Source organism: Tianweitania aestuarii (genome assembly GCF_018457165.1).
GTDB lineage: Bacteria > Pseudomonadota > Alphaproteobacteria > Rhizobiales > Rhizobiaceae > Tianweitania > Tianweitania aestuarii.
In genome coordinates this window covers 533,494-550,645 of record NZ_JAFMNX010000002.1, presented here as the reverse complement: position 1 = coordinate 550,645, position 17,152 = coordinate 533,494, and the positions used below count along the sequence as shown (strand labels likewise).

At 60.6% G+C, this 17,152-nt stretch carries 15 protein-coding genes; all 15 read left to right on the top strand.

Going from position 1 to position 17,152, the window contains the following annotated elements; translation table 11 throughout:
- The first annotated feature begins 16 nt into the window (after nt 1-16).
- The 15 genes from JYU29_RS10715 to JYU29_RS10645 all read left to right on the top strand — a co-directional run bounded on the left by JYU29_RS10715 (nt 17) and on the right by JYU29_RS10645 (nt 16,435).
- The gene (locus JYU29_RS10715) at nt 17-1,114 is read left to right on the top strand and encodes a saccharopine dehydrogenase family protein (protein ID WP_213984783.1); all 1,098 of its coding nucleotides are present in this window, start codon (nt 17-19) and stop codon (nt 1,112-1,114) included.
- Between the two features lie 247 nt (nt 1,115-1,361).
- Complete coding sequence (locus JYU29_RS10710; protein ID WP_213984782.1) at nt 1,362-2,987, top strand: amidohydrolase; 1,626 nt, start codon at nt 1,362-1,364, stop codon at nt 2,985-2,987.
- Between the two features lie 57 nt (nt 2,988-3,044).
- Complete coding sequence (locus JYU29_RS10705) at nt 3,045-4,637, top strand: ABC transporter substrate-binding protein (RefSeq protein WP_213984781.1); 1,593 nt, start codon at nt 3,045-3,047, stop codon at nt 4,635-4,637.
- 81 nt (nt 4,638-4,718) lie between these two features.
- Complete coding sequence (locus JYU29_RS10700) at nt 4,719-5,654, top strand: ABC transporter permease (protein WP_213984780.1); 936 nt, start codon at nt 4,719-4,721, stop codon at nt 5,652-5,654.
- Between the two features lie 3 nt (nt 5,655-5,657).
- The gene (locus tag JYU29_RS10695; protein WP_213984779.1) at nt 5,658-6,479 is read left to right on the top strand and encodes an ABC transporter permease; all 822 of its coding nucleotides are present in this window, start codon (nt 5,658-5,660) and stop codon (nt 6,477-6,479) included.
- Nucleotides 6,476-7,393, top strand: a complete 918-nt coding sequence (locus tag JYU29_RS10690; RefSeq protein ID WP_213984778.1) for an ABC transporter ATP-binding protein — start codon at nt 6,476-6,478, stop codon at nt 7,391-7,393. The genes JYU29_RS10695 and JYU29_RS10690 overlap by 4 nt, the downstream gene beginning before the upstream one ends.
- Entirely contained in the window at nt 7,390-8,340 is a 951-nt protein-coding gene (locus JYU29_RS10685) for an ABC transporter ATP-binding protein (RefSeq protein WP_250157338.1), read from the top strand. The genes JYU29_RS10690 and JYU29_RS10685 overlap by 4 nt, the downstream gene beginning before the upstream one ends.
- A 9-nt stretch (nt 8,341-8,349) precedes the next feature.
- On the top strand, nt 8,350-9,837 hold the full coding sequence (locus JYU29_RS10680) for a M81 family metallopeptidase (RefSeq protein ID WP_213984777.1): 1,488 nt from the start codon (nt 8,350-8,352) through the stop codon (nt 9,835-9,837).
- Between the two features lie 398 nt (nt 9,838-10,235).
- Nucleotides 10,236-10,811, top strand: a complete 576-nt coding sequence (locus tag JYU29_RS10675; RefSeq protein WP_213984776.1) for an Lrp/AsnC family transcriptional regulator — start codon at nt 10,236-10,238, stop codon at nt 10,809-10,811.
- A gap of 1 nt (nt 10,812) precedes the next feature.
- Nucleotides 10,813-11,622 carry an ABC transporter substrate-binding protein gene (locus tag JYU29_RS10670; protein ID WP_213984775.1) on the top strand — a complete coding sequence of 270 codons (810 nt, stop codon included), beginning with the start codon at nt 10,813-10,815 and terminating at the stop codon, nt 11,620-11,622.
- A gap of 66 nt (nt 11,623-11,688) precedes the next feature.
- Nucleotides 11,689-12,357, top strand: coding sequence for an amino acid ABC transporter permease (locus JYU29_RS10665; protein ID WP_213984774.1), 669 nt, complete (start codon nt 11,689-11,691; stop codon nt 12,355-12,357).
- A gap of 9 nt (nt 12,358-12,366) precedes the next feature.
- Entirely contained in the window at nt 12,367-13,029 is a 663-nt protein-coding gene (locus tag JYU29_RS10660) for an amino acid ABC transporter permease (RefSeq protein ID WP_213984773.1), read from the top strand.
- A gap of 61 nt (nt 13,030-13,090) precedes the next feature.
- Nucleotides 13,091-13,822, top strand: a complete 732-nt coding sequence (locus JYU29_RS10655; protein ID WP_213984772.1) for an amino acid ABC transporter ATP-binding protein — start codon at nt 13,091-13,093, stop codon at nt 13,820-13,822.
- 27 nt (nt 13,823-13,849) lie between these two features.
- On the top strand, nt 13,850-15,127 hold the full coding sequence (locus tag JYU29_RS10650) for an NAD(P)/FAD-dependent oxidoreductase (RefSeq protein WP_213984771.1): 1,278 nt from the start codon (nt 13,850-13,852) through the stop codon (nt 15,125-15,127).
- Nucleotides 15,128-15,133: 6 nt separating this feature from the next.
- A complete protein-coding gene (locus JYU29_RS10645; protein ID WP_213984770.1) occupies nt 15,134-16,435 on the top strand; it encodes an NAD(P)/FAD-dependent oxidoreductase in 1,302 nt (433 codons plus the stop codon).
- Nucleotides 16,436-17,152: the final 717 nt, after the last annotated feature.

Sequence of the window (17,152 nt, the reverse complement as noted above, 5' to 3'; positions counted from 1 at the left end):
CGGGAAAAGCTTGAACATGAAGAAGGTCGTTGTTGTCGGTGCGGGAAACATTGGCTCCACCATCGCCGCCATGCTGGCCGAGACAGGCGATTACGCCGTGGTGCTTTGCGACAGCAATGCCAGCCGCTTCGACTGGATTGGCAAGCACAGCGCCATCACCACGCGGGTGGTCGACATCACGGACGCCGCGGCACTCGGCGACCTGTTTGCCGGCTGCTTCGCCGTTCTGAGCGCCGCACCCTTTCACCTCACCACCAGGATCGCGGATGCGGCGGCGGCCGCCGGCATCCATTATCTCGATCTGACCGAGGATGTCGCTTCCACGCGCCATGTGAAGCAGCTCGCCGATGGCGCGAAATCGGCTTTCATTCCGCAGTGCGGGCTAGCGCCGGGTTATATTTCGATCCTCGCCAACGATCTTGCACAGCGCTTTGACAAGCTGGAGACCGTTCGGCTGCGTGTCGGCGCGCTGCCGCAATATCCGTCAAACGCGCTCAACTACAATCTGACCTGGAGCACGGACGGCGTCATCAACGAGTATATAGAGCCCTGCGAAGCCGTGGTGGAAGGGCACCTGACCAAGGTGCCGGCCATGGAAGAGCGCGAGGAATTCTCGCTCGACGGCATGACCTACGAGGCCTTTAATACGTCGGGCGGGCTGGGCACCTTGTGCGAAACCTATGCTGGCCGAGTGCGAACGCTGAATTACAAGACGATCCGCTATCCCGGACATGCCGCAATCATGAAGGCGTTGCTTAACGACCTGAACCTGCGCAATCGCCGCGACATGCTGAAGGACATTCTGGAAAAGTCCCTGCCGGTCACCAGCCAGGATGTCGTGATCGTGTTCGTCACCGTCAGCGGCTACAAGGCGGGTCGTCTCGTGCAGGAAACGCATGCCCAGAAGATCTACAGCGGCATAATTGGCGGCACGCTTTACAGCGCGATCCAGATCACCACGGCAGCCGGCATCTGCACCGTGCTCGATATGCTGGCATCAGGCAAACTGCCGCAAAGCGGTTTCGTGCGGCAGGAAGAAGTGAGCTTCCCTGAATTCCTGAACAACCGGTTTGGCCGCTATTATGGGAGCAGTTCGGCTGCGCAGGCAGCCTGACCCGCACAAGCGTGTTCGAACGAAATCCGCGGCCGGTGAAGCATTTACTTCGCGGAAAATGATCAAAGCGGCATTGCCTTTGCGGCAAAAGTTTGGAGACTATGAGGTCGGCGCACCCTGGGGAGGGGACTGATTGAGCGCCAGCGTGATCCAACAGAGATGACGCGCAGCTTGAACATGCCGGCAGTGTTTCGTCGGCAAAGAAGCGTCGTATCCGCGCGGCGCTTGGGGAGGGGACGGAGAAACAATGACTTCCGACAGGCACGCCGATCTTGTTTTGCAGGGAGGCAAGATATGGACCGGCTACGGCAACCCGATCGTGGAAGCGATCGCGATCGGCGGCAACACGGTGCTGGCATCTGGCTCGAACGCTGATGTTGCAGCACTGATTGGGCCTGACACCAGGATCGTGGACCTCGCCGGCCGCTTTGCCATGCCCGGCCTGATCGACGCCCATCTCCATCTGATTTCCACCGGGCTCCTGCGCGGAAAGGTCGATGCGACCGCCGATGCCGCGCCGACGCGCAGCGCGCTGATGACCGCTCTCCAGAAACGCGCAGCGCAGACTCCGAAGGGCGAATGGGTTACAGCCCGCGGGTTCGACCAGACGCGCTATGACGACGGACTGATGCCAACCGTCGACGAACTCGATGCGGCCTTGCCTGATCATCCCGTCTCCGTCACGCGCGCTTGCGGCCATGTCAGCGTCGTGAATTCACTGGCGCTGGAGCGCGCAGGCATAGATGCCGACACGCCGGATCCGGATGGCGGCGTGATCGGGCGGGCGGATGGTCGCTTGACCGGAATGCTCGCGGAAAATGCGCAGGACCTTGTTCACAACGTCCAGCCGACGCCTTCGCTTGCCGAGATTATGACGGCGATCGAGGCGGGCGGTGAGCATCTGCTTCAATTCGGCATTACATCCTGCATGGATGCCGCCGTCGGGCAGATCGACGGTATGACCGAGATCGAAGCTTATCAGCGGGCGGAGCGGGAAGGGCGCTTGCCGGTTCGGGTCTGGGCGACGCTTCTGGGCGATCCCGGCTCTTCGATCGTGGAACCCTGCCATGAACTTGGACTCACGACAGGCGCCGGCAGCGCAATGTTTCGCATCGGCGGCGTCAAGATCTTTACCGACGGTTCGGCGGGCGGGCGAACAGCTTGGATGCGCCAGCCTTATGTCGGCCAGCCCGACAATCGCGGCGTGCAGATGCTGTCGGACCAACGCCTGTTCGAGCTGGTCGACCATTATACCGCGCTCGGCTACACGATGGTCTGCCACGGCATCGGCGATGCGGCCATCGATCAGCTCGTGCGCGCTTATGAACGCGTGCGTGCCGCCGACCCGACGCATGGGCATCGCCACCGGATCGAGCATTGCGGGTATGTGGACGACGCGCTGAACCAGCGCATGCTCGCAGCCGGCATCCTGCCTGCGCCGCAGCAAGCCTTCATCTACGATTTTGGCGATGCCTATCTTGCCGTACTCGGGCCGGAGCGCGGAATGCGATCCTATCCGATCGCCACATGGGACCGGCTTGGGATGAAGCCGTCCACCGGCAGCGACTCGCCGGTTTGTTCGCCAAATCCGTTTCCAGACCTTTACGCCATGCTGACGCGCAAGACGCACAAGGGAACGGTCATGGATGCGTCCGAAATCCTTTCGCCAGAACAGGCCTTGCGCGCTTACACCGAGCACGGCGCATATTCGCAAGGCGAGGAGCAGGTGAAAGGCCGGCTCGAACCGGGAATGCTCGCGGATATCGCGGTGTTCTCCAACGACCTGCTGACGGCCGAGCCCGAAACAATTCTTCATTCAACCCGGTGCGACATGACGATCGTGGATGGGAGGATCGTTTACGAACGACTTTGAGCGCGCCACGCGGCGTGCCCGCGAAGAAACGGCAACAACCAGAAAAAAAGGGGAACTATGTTGACCAGACTTGGCTTGATCGCAGCGCTTTCACTGGGAACGGCGACAATCGCCATGGCGCAGGACGCCACGCCCACGGATGGCGGCAAACTCGTGTTCACCGCGCCTTATGGCAATTCCATCACCTCTCTCGACATCACCGCCACGCCGCACACGCAAGACGAGATCGTGGCAAAGGCGCTCAATCGCTCGCTTTACAAGTGGAACCCGGAAAAAGGTCAGCCGGAACTCGATCTCGCGGAAAGCGTCGAGAAGTCGGACGACGGCAAAACCTACACCTACAAGCTCAAGGAAGCCACGTTCCACAACGGCGACAAGCTGGACGCCGATGACGTGCTTTGGTCCTATAACCGCCTGGCCGATCCGAAAAAGGCGCTGCCTGGCGCAGAACAGATGCTGCAGATCGCAGGTGTGTCCGAATTCCAGGCCGGCACCGCCGACCAGATTTCGGGGCTGAAGAAGATCGACGATATGACGGTGGAGATCACGGTCACCAACCTGGCCGATCCCGGCTGGAACCTGATGTCGAACTATGCGCCAATCTATTCCAAGGATTATGCTGAGGACCAGCTTGCCTCCAAACCGAATGGGCTGGGGCCGTTCAAGATGGCGAACTACGTTGCTGGCTCGAAGATTGAGCTGGTGAAGTTCGAAGACTATTTCGAGGAAGGCAAGCCGCATCTCGACAAGCTCGACATCATGCTGATGGGCGAGGCTTCGGCGCGCGACGTCGCGTTCCGCAATGGCGAGATCGACGTCAACATCCTCGGCCCGGTTCAGTATGAAGCCTATGGGCAGGATGACGCGCTGAAGGACAACATCCTTGAAGTGGCCGAAGTCTACACGCGCAATATCGGCTTCAATCCCAAAGTCGAAGCGTTTCAAGACAAGCGCGTCCGCCAGGCGATTAACTACGCGATCAACAAGGACCTGATCGTCGAGAAGCTCCTGAAGAACAAGGCTTATCCGGCCGTGTCCTGGCTGCCGGTGTCCTCACCGGCCTTTGACAGAAATGCCGAGCCTTACGCCTATGATCCCGAAAAGTCCAAGGAGCTGTTGAAGGAAGCCGGCTATGAAACCGGCCTGAGCTTCTCCGTGACCGCGACGCCGAACGAAAGCTGGGGCGTTCCAATCGTGGAAGCGATCATCCCCATGCTTTCGAAGGTCGGTGTGCAGGTAACAACCGATCCGGTGGAAAGCGCCGTTCTTTCGGACAAGATCCTGTCCGACAATTTCGAAACCTTCATCTGGTCGAACTCGTCCGGCCCGGACGCGCTGAAATATCTGACCTGCTTTTATTCGAAGACGTCGCAGACCGCCTGTAACTACGTGAAGTTCTCCAACCCCGAATTCGACAAGCTGGTTGAACAAGCGGGCAGCGAGACCGATCCGGCCAAGCAGGCCGACATTCTGCGGCAGGCCAACAATGTCCTGCAGGAAGAAGCGCCGGTCTGGTTCTTCAACTACAACAAGGCCGTCATGGCCTATCAGCCCTGGGTTCATGGCTTGAAGCCGAACTCCATGGAACTGGCGATCCAGGATTACGAAGACATCTGGATCGACGCGGACGCACCGGCTTCGCGCAAGTAGCGGCACGTGAACGGTGGCTGATATCGCAAGCCGATATCAGCCACCGCCCCCAATCCGCTTCATGAAAGGCAGACATCGCGCATGTTGCGCTTCATTCTTCGCCGTACATTACAGATCATACCAACCCTTCTGGTTGTTGTTCTGATCATTTTCGTGATCTTCAGCGTCGTACCCGGCTCCTTTATTTCGAGCCTGATGTCCGAGGGGCGCAACGCCACGAATGCGGATGTCATGGCACATCTCAATCAGCAGTTTGGTCTGGACAAGCCTCTTCTGGTGCGCCTGGGGGATTATCTGTGGGGCCTGGCGCAATTCGATCTCGGCATCTCCTACCGGACGCGTGAGCCGGTCTGGAACGTCATCGAGCCGCGTCTCTGGCCCTCGATCAAGCTGGCGCTGGCCGCCATGTTTTTTGCGGCAATTATCGGCATTCCGCTGGGCTTCATTGCTGCACTGAAGCCGGGAAGCATGATCGACAGTGGCACGATGATGCTGGCGATCTCGGGCCTGTCGCTGCCTGAGTTCTGGTTCGGTCTTCTTCTGATGTATGTTTTTGCCCTTCAACTCGGCTGGCTGCCCTCCTTCGGCTATCAGGCCGACAGCATCCGGCACATCATCCTGCCGGCGATCGCGCTCGGCGTTTCGCCCATGGCGCTTCTGGCGCGAACCACGCGCGCGGGCGTGCTGGACGTGATGAACGCCGATTTCGTGCGCACCGCGCGCGCCAAGGGCTTATCCGAGCCGAGGTTGGTTCGCGGCCATGTGGCGCGCAACGTGCTCGTTCTCGTTCTCACCACGCTTGGCCTGCAGGTCGGCTCCTTGATGGGGCAGGCGATCGTGATCGAGAAACTGTTTTCCTGGCCGGGCATCGGATCGCTGCTGGTGGACAGCGTGGCCGCGCGCGACATCCCGGTCGTCCAGGGCGCGGTGATCGTGATCGTGCTGTGGTTTCTCGTCATCAACATGCTGGTAGACGTGGCCTATGCCGCGATCGACCCGCGCATCAAGGTGACCTGATCCATGCGGCTGCGCTTCAACCTCGTTCTCGGGCTGCTGCTCGCTGCGATCGTGATCATTGCCGGTGTTTTCGCCGCCTGGATCGCTCCTTACCACCCGATCATCGACGCAGATCTGATGAATTCCGAGATGCCCCCGAGCTGGGAGCACTGGATGGGCACGGACGGGCAGGGGCGCGACGTGTTCTCCCGCGTTCTTTACGGCGCGCAGGTGTCGCTCACCGTTGGTCTGGTGTCCCAACTGATCAACTCGTGCATCGGCACAGCACTTGGTGTGTCGGCCGGCTATTTCGGCGGCTGGTGGGACGATCTCGTGAACGGCCTGACCAATGTGATGCTGGCCATCCCATCGCTGGTTTTCGCTCTCGCCATCATGGCGGTTCTGGGGCCCGGCCTGCCAAGCCTCCTGATTGCGCTCGGCCTCACCAACTGGTCGTGGACTTGCCGCATCGCGCGAAGCTCGACCTTGTCGCTGAAGAACCAGGGCTTCGTTCAGGCCGCCAAGGTAGCCGGGTTCGGCGATGGCAACATCATGCGCACCCAGATCCTGCCCAACATCATCGGTCCCGTTCTGGTGATGGCAACGCTTGGCATCGGCGGCGCGGTTCTGGCGGAAGCGGCGCTGTCGTTTCTGGGCGTCGGCATCCGCCCGCCGCAGCCGAGCTGGGGCAACATGCTGACCGACGCGCGCGAACTGCTGCGCGCCGCACCCTGGGCGGCCGTGTTCCCCGGTCTTGCGATCTTCATCACGGTGCTTGGCTTCAACCTGCTCGGTGACGGAATGCGCGACCTGCTCGATCCGCATATGAGGACACGCCGAGCATGAGCAAGACTGTTCCCGCCTCCATCCTGTCGGTTCGCGATCTGCGCATCGGGATCGGCAACCAGAGCGACCTGCTTCACGGCGTTTCCTTCGACATCCTGCCGGGCGAAACCTACGGGCTGGTGGGCGAATCCGGTTCAGGCAAAAGCATCACCGGCCTGTCCGTGCTCGGACTGCTGAAGCGGCCGCTGCAGGTGACGGGCGGCTCCATCCTGTTTCGCGAACAGGACGTGCTGAAGCTGAACAAGCGCGAACGGCGCCGTTTGCGCGGCGACCGAATGGCGATGGTGTTCCAAGAGCCGATGACGGCGCTCAATCCGCTTGCGACGGTGGGCCGCCAGATCGCCGAAATGTTCGTTGTTCATCGGGGCTTGAGCTGGGCGCAGGCGCGCCTAAAGGCCGTTGAAGCGCTGGAAACCGTACATGTGCCGGCGCCCGACGAACGTGCGCGCTCCTATCCCCATCAATTGTCGGGCGGAATGCGCCAGCGCGTCATGATCGCCATTGCGCTGGCCTGCCGTCCCGATCTGCTGATCGCCGACGAGCCGACAACTGCACTCGATGTAACGGTGCAGGCAGAGGTCCTGAAGCTAATTGCCGAACTCTGCCAGCGAGAAGGAACCGCCGTGCTGCTGGTCAGCCACGATCTGGGTGTGATTGCCAATATGTGCCGTCGCGTTGGTGTCATGGATCGGGGCAGGCTGGTGGAGGAACAGGACACGAGAGCGCTCTTCGAAACGCCGCTTCATCCCTACACAAGGGGGCTGTTGGCCGCCCGGCCGCGCTTGGGATCGCGGACAATTTCCGAGCGCGGCCGCTTAACTGAACTCGACGAGCTCGTGGCAGACACACAGCGGGGCCGAGATGCACCGACACTGGTCACGCCGCGCGGCATGTTGGCAGAGGCCGGCCGATGAGCACGCCGCTTCTGGAAATCCGCGATCTCACCGTTCACTTCCCGCTGCCCAAGCCGTTTCTGTTCGGTTCAACGCGCGTGCTGAAAGCGGTGCAGGGCGTCAGCCTGACCCTGAACGAGGGCGAATGTCTCTCGATCGTGGGCGAGTCCGGCTGCGGCAAGTCCACCACGGCCTTGTCCGTCATGGGGCTGCAGGAACCCACATCCGGCGAAATCCTGTTCAAGGGCAAGCCGCTGACCGGCCCAAACGCGCCGACGCGCAAGGAGCGCGCGCGCATCGCGCAGATGGTGTTCCAGGACCCTTATGCCTCGCTTAACCCGCGCCAAACGGTCGGCCGCATTCTGGCCGCCCAACTTGCGTTGCATGACATCGCCCATGGAAGCGAAGCCAGCCACCGTGTTGCCGACATGCTCAGCCGTGTTGGCCTCACGCCCGACCACGCCGACCGATATCCGCACGAATTTTCCGGAGGGCAGCGCCAGCGCATCGGCATCGCGCGGGCCCTGATGCTTGACCCGAAGATCCTGGTCCTCGATGAGCCGGTGTCGGCGCTCGACGTGTCTATCCAGGCCCAGATCATCAACCTCCTGATGGACCTGCAGGAAACGCTGGGACTGAGCTACATCATGATCTCGCACGACCTCAGCGTGGTGGAACATGTCAGCGACCGGGTCGCAGTTATGTATTTCGGTCGCGTCGTGGAGGAAGGCGACTGGCATTCGATCTTCAGCCGCCCCACACACCCTTATACGCGCCGCCTGATCGGCTCCGTTCCCGATCCCGACGCCATTCTGAGCGGTGATCGCGGTTTGCCGGACGCAGCGGAGATCCCGCGCAACGCGCGCTTTTCGCCGGATGTGTCGCGCAAACCCGATCCTCACGAAAATGTCGAACCAAGCCAGCTCGTTTCAATCGGCGCCACCCATCGCGTGCGCCTCGCGCAGTAGGAAAGCTTAATGAGCTTCACCGTTCTTACCTGCGAGTTCATGCATGAAAGCAACACGTTCTCGCGGCTATCCACCGGCTTGCCGCAGTTCGAGATCGATACGCTGCATTATGGCGCCGACGCTATCCGCGTGCGGCGGCACGCCAACACGGAGCTCGCCGGCTTTATGGATGTTGCGGAACAAGCAGGCTGGAATGTCATCCACGCGATATCGGCGCATGCGGTGCCAGGCGGCCGGGTCACCAAAACTGCCTATGACCACATTGCCGGCGTGATCCTGGACGCAGCGCGCGCAAACAAGAGCCGCCTCGACGGGGTTCTTCTGGGCCTGCACGGCTCAATGGTGCCCGACTTCTGCCAGGACGGCGAAGGGCATCTCCTCGAACTGCTCCGCACCGAACTTGGCGCTGAGGTACCGATTGCCGTGACGCTTGATCTGCATGCGATGGTGTCGGAAGCCATGGTGCGCAACGCGCAGATTCTTGTTTCCTACAAGACTTATCCGCATGTCGACATGCGCGAGGTGGGGGCGCATGCCGCGCGCATCCTCAAACGCGCCATGAGCCGCGAGATCAGCCCACGCACTGTGAGAGCGCATGTGCCGATGCTCGACGAGGCCAATTCGGGCCGCACCGACATTCCCGAAACGCTGGCGCTTTATGACCGCGCCCGCGAAGCCGAGGCCGAGGGCCTGCTTGTGGTGTCGGTCAACGCCGCCTTTACCGGCGCGGATGTCGCCTGTGTCGGTCCGACAGTTCTCGCGACCTATGACAGCGGCGACCCTGATGCCGAAGCTGCCGCCAAACGGATAGTGGAGGAACTGGCGAGCCGGATTTGGGAAGGCCGCAAGCACAAGCGCAACGTCTTTATCGGCGTGGAGGAAGCAGCTAGCGAGGCAGTGGTCTGGCGCGGCGACAAGCCTCTGGTGATCGCCGATTATGCCGACAATCCTGGTGCCGGCTCTTATGGCGACGCCCCCGCGCTCCTGAAGGGATTGCTCGAAGCGGGCGTGAAAAACGCGGTGTTCGCCCCGATGGTCGACGCACAGGCCGCAGAAGAGCTGCATCAGCACAGCGAAGGTGACACCGTCACCGTGACGCTGGGCGGAAAGGGCGATCCGCGCTTCGGCGGAGGCCCTTTGACGGTGACCGGCGTGATCAACAGGCTTTCGGAAGGCCGTTATGTCGGCGATGGTCCGATCCAAGGTGGTCTGGCCCACAGCTTCGGGCCCACCGCCGTTCTCGGCGCAAATGGCGTTGAGGTGCTGATCGTATCGGAAGCGCAGCAGATGGTCGACCTGCAGCAGCTCCGCGCCTTCGGCATCGAGCCCACGACCCGCGCGATCCTGGCACTTAAGTCGATGCAGCATTTTCGCGCCGCTTTCGAGCCCATCGCAGGCAAGGTGATCGTCTGCGACAGCGGCGCACTGGCAACGCCGCGCGCGGAGCTGCGGCCTTACATCAACGTTCCTCGTCCTCTTTGGCCTCTGGATAAGTGACCGAGTTTAGGTTCGATCCGAGTGCGTCCTAAGAAAGCACGATTGGTTGGAAATAAACGGGCATCCACATAACCAGAACGTTTGCGGTTGAGTTAGCCGAGAGCGGCTTCGAACGCTTCACTCTTAAGCCGAACTTTTCAGACCGTTTCGCCTCGACAATCTTCTCGCAACCTGAATGCCGCAGGCATCAGTAATGGCACGTGAGAAGCAGATGTGCATCAACGGACCGCTCGGCGGATGCGCATCGATAAACTTAGAGATGATCCTCTCACGATGATTTTGGGTAGCAAGATTGTTGCGTATTGAAAAATTATCATGTGAGAATTTTCTATATAGAAAATCCAGTTGACATTGCGCGCTCTTCCGGGAAGTTACGCTTATATCGGAGGCAGCAGATCATGCGCGTGGCGCTCGACAAGATAGATCGAAAGCTCGTCAAGCTGCTTTCAACCGATGCGCGGGAGGGCGCCAATCAGATAGCGACGCGGCTCGAGCTTAGCCCGCCCACCGTGCGCGCGAGGCTGAAATCGCTGATCGAGCAGAAACTGCTGAAGATTGCAGGACTGGTGAACGTGTCGGAGCGGCCGGAGCTCACCGTCGCCATCCTCGGCATCAATGCGTATGCGAATGGCCGATTGGACGAAGTCGCACGCAAGATATCGGAGTTGCCTTTTGTAACGTCGGTCAGCATCGTGACCGGTCGATATGACCTGATTTGCGAAGTGATGTTCGAAGGCGACATGGATGCACTTTACCGAGTGACCAGTGAACTGCTTCCAGGCCTAGCAGAGCCCGGCGTCATTCGCGGCAGCGAGACCTTTGTTGTGATGAAGTCTCACAACAAGTGGCTAAGCCTGCCCAAGGGCGTGTGGGACAGCGATCTAGATCCGGCGGATGACCGGCAAGACCAATCCAGGCGGCCGCAAGAGCAGTCGTTGGAGAACAAACATCTTAATGGGGAAGAGGACAACTGAGATGACAGGGAATTTCAAGACATTTGTTCTGTCGGCACTGTTTGTTGCTTTGGCAGGAACAACGACCGCGACCACTAACGCGCAGGCCGGAACGCTCGACGACATCCTGGCACGCGGCGAGCTGCGCGTTGCGGTTCAAACGCAGGGCCCTCCCTACTCGTTCATGGACAAGAATGGCGAGCGCACCGGCAGCGCCATTCAGCTGACCGAGCTCATGGCCAAGGAAATGGGCGTTAAGGTCACCTATCTCGACTTTGATTGGGATGGTCTCATCCCGGCCTTGATGTCCGGCAAGGCCGACATACTGGCCGCTGATATGACGGCTACGCTGACGCGCGCGACCAAGGTGGCCTTTACCAAGCCATGGATCCATGTCGGCGCCGTTGGCTTCACCACGCAGGGCAGCGACTTCAAGAGCCTTGAAGACTGCAAGAAGCCCGGCACGACCATTGCGGTTATCCTGGGTTCGACCGCCGAAAAGAGCGTGCCGACCTTCTTCCCAGACGGCGAAATGAAGTCGTTCAAGGGCGGCGGCACAGTTGTGCTCGATGCCGTTGCATCAGGGCAGGCCCAGTGCGGCGTCAACGACAACACCGCGGTCTCGGCCCAGATCCTCAACTATCCCGAAAACACGTTCAACGTGTTTCCCGAGATGCTGACCTCCGAGCCGCTCGCTTACGCCGTGCGCTATGACTCGCAGGACCTGCTGATCTGGGCGAACCTGTTCCTCGATACGGTTCAAGGGGACGGTCGTTTGAAGGCGAACCTGGATTACTGGGTCAATTCGGCCAAGTGGCAGGCCGATCACTAAGATCGAACAGGTGGTGCGGGTGTTTGCCCGCACTGCCGTCTGGAACGACCGCACATCTGGTGAGCTATGCTGGGCAACCTCAATATCAGGGTCATCTTCGAGTACTTTCCTGCGCTGTGGCAGGGATTCCTGAACACACTGATGATGTCCGGCCTGGGGTTCGCGGGCGCCATGATCCTTGGGATCATTGCCTGCGCCCTGACGATCCAGCCGCTACGCTGGCTTCGCGCGCCAGCCGTCGCTTATGTCGACGTCATTCGCGCAACGCCGCTGCTGGCCCAACTCTACTTCCTGTATTTCGGCCTGCCGCGTCTCGGCATCCTGTTGCCCGAGATCCTAATCGGCATCGTCGCTCTGGCGTTGAACTCCGGCGCCTATGTCGCCGAGATCATCCGGTCTGGCATCCTGGCCGTTCCGCGCGGGCAGTTCGAGGCTTCGATGAGTTCGGGCCTCACGTATCTCCAGCGCATGCGCTTCATCATCCTGCCGCAGGCAATCCGACCGACCGTGTCGCCGCTGATCGGACAGGCAATCGTGCTGGTAAAAGACAGCTCGCTTTTGTCGCTGATCTCGGTCGTGGAACTTGCACGTGTCGGCCAGCAGATCGCGCTCGACCGCTTCATGCCGGTTGAAGGCCTCGCCGCGACCGCTGCCGGCTTCCTTATCATCTACTACATGCTCAAGGCTTTGGCCGCCTTGTGGTCTCGCTTCAACCGACTGCCCGGACAGGCCTAGGAGCTGCCCATGTTCTGGTTTCAAGTCGAACGCTTGCTGAACTACTGGCCGCTTCTGCTCAAAGGCTTGGGCATGACGGTGTCATTGTCCCTCATTTCGCTGCTGATCGGCGGCGTGATCGGGCTGTTGTTCGGCATCATCCGGGCAGGGCGCATTCGCTGGCTGTCCTTCGTGGTCGGCCTTTACATCGACCTGTTTCGCGGCACACCGTTTCTTGTGCAGGTGTTTATCTGCTTTTTTATCCTGCCGAGCGTCGGCATCGAACTGTCGGCGTTCTCGGCGGGCGTGCTTGCTCTGTCGAACCTCTCGGCCTGCTTCATCGGTGAAATCGTTGCGTCCGGCATCAAGGCCGTTCCACGCGGTCAGAGCGAAGCAGCGCTGTCTTCCGGCTTTCGCCATTGGCAGCAACTGCGATTGATAATCCTGCCGCAAGCGCTGCGCATCGTGCGCCCGTCGCTCGTGGGGCAGTTTATCCTCCTTGTGAAGGATTCGTCGGTGATCTCCGCCATCGGCATCATGGATCTGACGCGCTCGGGCTGGATGATCGTGCAGAACATCCCCAACGGACTGCTGATCTTCGGCGTCGTGGGCGTCGGCTACTTCATCATCTGCTATCCCATGATCTTCCTGGCGCGTCGCATGGAGCGCCGCAACCAATCCTCGCTGCTGTAGCGTTCGTGCTGCCTGCCGCTTGGACGCTCCTTCAGTCACGCTTGACCCATTGGACTTGCTCATGATCCGGTTTCAAGGCCTGAACAAATGGTTTGGCAATGCCCTACACGTCCTGAAGGATATTGATCTTGACGTCGCCAAGGGCGAGGTTGTGGTTGTTTGCGGCCCGTCGGGCTCGGGCAAAAGCACGCTGATCCGCTGCGTCAACGGGTTGGAGCCGTTCCAAAAGGGCAGTCTGACAGTGGACGGCGTCGATCTTGGGGCGAAGGGTGTCGCCTTGCGCGACCTGCGGATGGAAGTCGGCTTCGTTTTTCAGCAGTTCAACCTTTATCCGCACAAGACGGCGCTCGAGAATGTAACGCTGGCGCCGATTCATGTGCGCGGGCTTTCCAAGACTGAAGCGGTGGAGCGGGGCGAAGCCCTGCTTGCCAAGGTCGGACTGGCCGATCGCATGAACAACTATCCGAGCCAGCTGTCCGGTGGACAACAGCAGCGCGTGGCGATTGCGCGGTCGCTTTGCATGCAGCCAAAGATCATGCTGTTCGATGAGCCGACTTCGGCGCTCGATCCGGAAATGATCACTGAAGTGCTCGATGTCATGGTCAGCCTTGCCAAGGAAGGCATGACGATGATGGTGGTGACCCACGAAATGGGCTTTGCCCGCAAGGTGGCGCATCGCGTGGTGTTCATGGATCAGGGTGCGATCGTGGAAAGTGGCGAGCCTGCCAGCTTCTTCGGCAATCCGACGCATGATCGAACCCGAGACTTCCTGAGCAAGGTTCTGCACCACTAGATCGCGCAGATCCTCGGAGGTCCAGGGATGGCTGTCATGCCCCACTGCCTGCTTGCCGGCGAACCGCGTTCCATTGCGATCATCGGCGCAGGGATCGTTGGCTGTGCCATTGCTTTTGCGCTGAGTCGCGAAGGGCACGCGGTGACGGTATTCGACCCGAACGAGCCGGGTGCGGGGACCTCCTCTGGCAATGCCGGCGCGATCGTCACCGGATCGATCACGCCGACATCGACGCCGGCTGTCGTTCGATCGCTGCCAAGTTATCTCCTGTCGCGGCACTCACCGGCGGTTCTGAGAAGGCATCATGCGCTCAAGGCGCTGCCATGGCTGCTGCGGTTCATCCGCCATGGCACACCGGCCGAGGTCGAGCGCATCGCGCGCGCCCTGCTGCCCTTGGTGTCCAAGGCTCTCCAAGCGCATCGCGACCTTGCGGGCAACTCTGGTGCTGCAAACCTGCTGTCGCAGGAGGGCTGGCTGAAGGTCTATGCATCGGAAAAAGAGTTCGCGGGGTCGGCGCTCGAGCGACGGCTGATCGAGCACCACGGCGTGGTTCACGACATCCTGGATGGGGGCCAGATACTGGAACTTCAACCTGGCCTCGATCCCGCTGCGTGCTATCGCGGCCTGTTTCAGCCCAGTGCCGGCACTGTGCGTTTCCCGAAGGCACTGGCGCAGGCCTATCTGGGTGCGGCGTCAAGACGAGGCGCGCAGGTGGAGCGCGCTCGGGTTCACCGTATCACGCCGCAAAACAACGGCGCGACTCTGCAGGTTGAAGGGAGCGAGCGAGGGTTCGACCGCGTGATCGTTGCCGCCGGCGCTTGGTCTGGTGTCTTTGCCAAGCAGCTTGGCGATCGCGTCAGCCTCGATACCGAACGCGGCTACCACATCAGCTTTGGTCCGGGATCCGAGCAATTGCTGCGCCGCCCGGTTGTGTTCCCCAGCCGCAACTTCGTTCTTTCGCCGATGCACAATGGCGTGCGCCTCGTCAGCGGCGACGAATTGGCCGGATTGGTGGCTGCGCCCGATTACAGCCGCATCGATGCGCTCGTGCCGAAAGCGTTCCAGGTCTTGCCGGCCTTGGCCGACTGGAAGCCGTGCGAACGATGGATGGGTTACAGGCCCTCGACGCCTGACAGTCTGCCGGTGCTAGGCCGGGCGACCAAGACGCCCAACGTGGTCTACGCCTTTGGCCACGGGCACCTCGGCGTGACGCTGTCAGCCATGACCGCATGGCTGGTCGCCGATCTTGTGGCGGAAAGGCCATCTGCCATCGATCTCTACCCTTACCGTGCTTCGAGATTTTGATCCCAGATGTCCAGCTTCCCGATCGCCCTCACCAACACAGCCGATTTCGCCGGACCGCTTCCCGAAGCGGTGGATGTTGCCATCATAGGTGGCGGGATTATCGGGGTCATGACCGCCTGGGCGCTCAGAAAAAAGGGGCTGTCGGTTCTCGTTTGCGAGAAGGGCCGCGTGGCGGGCGAACAATCCAGCCGCAACTGGGGCTGGATACGGCAGCAAGGGCGCGACTATGCCGAACTGCCGATCATGGTCGATACAATTCGGATCTGGAAAGCGCTCGACGAAAAGCTGCGTACGGGCATCGGCTTCAAACAGTCAGGCATCACCTATCTCGCGCGCAACGAGGCCAAGCTCGCGGAGCATGAAAAATGGCTGGCGGGCGCGCGCGCATACGGCGTGGACACGCGTCTTCTGACGCGGCGCGAAACCGAAGCGATGCTTCCCAACAGCGCCAACTGGGTGGGTGCTATGACCACGCCTTCAGACGCAATGGCCGAGCCGTTTGTTGCGGTGCCCGTGCTGGCGCATGCGGCGGTTGAAAGCGGTGTAATCATTCGGGAAGACTGCGCAGTGCGCTCGCTTGATATCGCAGGCGGCAAGGTGCAGGGCGTTTTCACCGAGCATGGCCGCGTGCGGTGTGAGCGGGTGGTGGTTGCGGCGGGCGTGTGGAGCTCGCTGCTGCTTGCCAATCACGGCATCCGCATCCCGCAGCTCGGAGTAGTGTCTTCAGTGATCAGCACGCAGGCCATGCAAGCGTTCTTCCCGGCCGCCGCCTGTGACGATCGCTTCGCCATTCGCCGCCGGGCCGATGGCGGTTATACGCTGACGCCCTGGTCGACGCACGACTTCTTCATCGGCCCGGACGCCTTCCGCAACCTGTCTGCCTACCTTCCGCAACTGCGGGATGATTTCAGGAGCACGCACTTCAGCCTGTTTGCACCGAAAACTTACCCCGATGCGTGGGGCACCAGGCGCCGCTGGACACCGGATGAGCAATCACCGTTTGAACGATGCCGCATCCTGCATCCGCGACCAAACGAGACGGAACTGAACAAGGTGCTCGCCTCCTTTGCTGCCGCTTTTCCTGTCGTGGGCAAGCCGCAGGTGCGGTCGACCTGGGCAGGAATGATCGACACGATGCCGGACCTGCTGCCGCTAGTGGACCGAGCACCAATCAATGGCGTCACGATTGCCACAGGTATGAGCGGGCATGGCTTCGGCATCGGTCCCGGGATGGCAGAGGTTATCGCAGATCTGGTGCAGGAACGGAGCCCGAAGTATAATCTGTCTGCGTTTCGACTGGGAAGATGAGGTAGTTTCCGAACAGTGCCTCACGAGGGCAAGCGGATCGGTATTATTTAAGCCCTGAGCCTCAGTCCGCTCGCAACTCAGGAGGTGAGAACCGCCCTGCTGCGCGGGCCGATTGCTTGCAAGATTTTACGCCTGGGAGAACGGTGAAGCACTCTCAGGTGCCGCGGCCATTGCAGCGATGTGGTGAGCCTGACCGCTTCTGGGCCACTCGGCTTCCTCGCCCGTATCCCGATCATTTTGCGGGTGTTTGAACGTGTCTACGAAGCCTTGCTGCGCGTTCAAACTAGACTCCAGCGATTAGCTGAGTCGTTGGAGCCTGATGAGCAACGCAAGGCTTCCTGTTGGAACTGATCAGGAAAGTCGGCGGCATAAGCGATAATCGGCTGGGCGGCTGGTATGGCTATCGTGCTTCGTAACCTGCGCTCAACCTGATCGTGGAAACGCTCGCCGTACGCACCATACGGAATGGCATGTGTTGCGCTGCATCCTGGTACCTTGGCAACTGATCTCAGCCGACCTGTTCAGCGTGACGTTCCTGCTGGAAAGCTCTTCTCTCCTGAGACTGCAGCCAAGCACCTGCCAGATGTAATGTCTACCTTGAGCGTGTCAGATAACAACAGCATCTTGGCTTGGGGAACCAAAATCACGCGGTGAAAGGATTTGATTTGAGGCAGCTTTGCGCGCCATTCCAGTCATAGGAGCAAGTGTTGCATTTTG

Coding starts and splice junctions, on each gene's coding strand:
- JYU29_RS10715 (WP_213984783.1), top strand. CDS start 17: ATGAAGAAGGTCGTTGTTGTCGGTGCGGGAAACATTGGCTCCACCATC.
- JYU29_RS10710 (WP_213984782.1), top strand. CDS start 1,362: ATGACTTCCGACAGGCACGCCGATCTTGTTTTGCAGGGAGGCAAGATA.
- JYU29_RS10705 (WP_213984781.1), top strand. CDS start 3,045: ATGTTGACCAGACTTGGCTTGATCGCAGCGCTTTCACTGGGAACGGCG.
- JYU29_RS10700 (WP_213984780.1), top strand. CDS start 4,719: ATGTTGCGCTTCATTCTTCGCCGTACATTACAGATCATACCAACCCTT.
- JYU29_RS10695 (WP_213984779.1), top strand. CDS start 5,658: ATGCGGCTGCGCTTCAACCTCGTTCTCGGGCTGCTGCTCGCTGCGATC.
- JYU29_RS10690 (WP_213984778.1), top strand. CDS start 6,476: ATGAGCAAGACTGTTCCCGCCTCCATCCTGTCGGTTCGCGATCTGCGC.
- JYU29_RS10685 (WP_250157338.1), top strand. CDS start 7,390: ATGAGCACGCCGCTTCTGGAAATCCGCGATCTCACCGTTCACTTCCCG.
- JYU29_RS10680 (WP_213984777.1), top strand. CDS start 8,350: ATGAGCTTCACCGTTCTTACCTGCGAGTTCATGCATGAAAGCAACACG.
- JYU29_RS10675 (WP_213984776.1), top strand. CDS start 10,236: ATGCGCGTGGCGCTCGACAAGATAGATCGAAAGCTCGTCAAGCTGCTT.
- JYU29_RS10670 (WP_213984775.1), top strand. CDS start 10,813: ATGACAGGGAATTTCAAGACATTTGTTCTGTCGGCACTGTTTGTTGCT.
- JYU29_RS10665 (WP_213984774.1), top strand. CDS start 11,689: ATGCTGGGCAACCTCAATATCAGGGTCATCTTCGAGTACTTTCCTGCG.
- JYU29_RS10660 (WP_213984773.1), top strand. CDS start 12,367: ATGTTCTGGTTTCAAGTCGAACGCTTGCTGAACTACTGGCCGCTTCTG.
- JYU29_RS10655 (WP_213984772.1), top strand. CDS start 13,091: ATGATCCGGTTTCAAGGCCTGAACAAATGGTTTGGCAATGCCCTACAC.
- JYU29_RS10650 (WP_213984771.1), top strand. CDS start 13,850: ATGGCTGTCATGCCCCACTGCCTGCTTGCCGGCGAACCGCGTTCCATT.
- JYU29_RS10645 (WP_213984770.1), top strand. CDS start 15,134: ATGTCCAGCTTCCCGATCGCCCTCACCAACACAGCCGATTTCGCCGGA.